The sequence below is a fragment of the Salinisphaera sp. G21_0 genome, assembly GCF_017744115.1.
In the GTDB taxonomy this organism is placed as follows: domain Bacteria; phylum Pseudomonadota; class Gammaproteobacteria; order Pseudomonadales; family Endozoicomonadaceae; genus Endozoicomonas.
On record NZ_JAGHQW010000199.1, the window covers coordinates 1 to 867 of the forward strand.

Below are 867 nucleotides of genomic sequence, written 5' to 3' on the forward strand. Positions count from 1 at the left end.
TTAAAAAAGGCGGCAGCCTTCTTTGCGCGAGAAAGTCTCTGAGATTCGAGTTTATCAAGGATCATCAGGAAAGCTTCAGCATAAGAGCCATGTGCCGGGTTATGTCGGTATCCTGCACAGGCTATTATGACTGGCTTTCCCGTCCTGAGTCGAAACGCTCTCAGGAAGACCGCGCATTGAAGGCTGACATTAAGGCAATTCATGAGAAGAGTCGCCAGACTTATGGTGAACGTCGTATTAAAGATGATCTGGCTGATATGGGCAAGCAGGTCAGTCGGCAGCGGATCAACCGCTTGATGCAAGAGGAAAGCATCGTATGTAAAACCAGGCGGAGATTTAAAGCAACCACCAATTCACGCCATAACAAACCGGTGGCTGAGAACGCGTTAGACCGTCATTTTCAACGGGAGCAGCCGAATCAGGCTTACGTTGGCGACATTACCTACGTCCCTACTCGCGAGGGCTGGCTGTACCTGTCTGTTTTCATCGACGTGTGCTCCAGAGCCGTTGTGGGCTGGTCTATGAGCGAGAGAATGACGGCAACACTGGTTACGGACTCGCTGGAAATGGCACTGTGGAAGCGTAGACCGCTGGCAGGCCTGTTGGTTCATAGTGACCGGGGGAGCCAATATGTCTCGGATCGTTATCAACAGCTGCTCAGAGACAATGGTTTTATATGCAGCATGAGCCGTAAAGGGAATTGCTGGGATAATGCAGTGGCCGAGAGTTTTTTCCATACGCTGAAGACAGAACTCATTCATCATGAGGACTTTCAGACGCGGGAAGAGGCGCATCAGGCAATTTTTGAGTATATCGAAGTGTTTTATAACCGTCAGAGAAAGCATTCGACTAATAGCTACCTGGCAC

At 49.8% G+C, this 867-nt stretch carries 1 protein-coding gene; it reads left to right on the forward strand.

From position 1 onward, the window contains the following. Window positions 1-53: 53 nt before the first annotated feature. On the forward strand, window positions 54-867 hold an 814-nt coding region (locus J7439_RS25635), incomplete at its 3' end, for an IS3 family transposase (protein ID WP_353623124.1).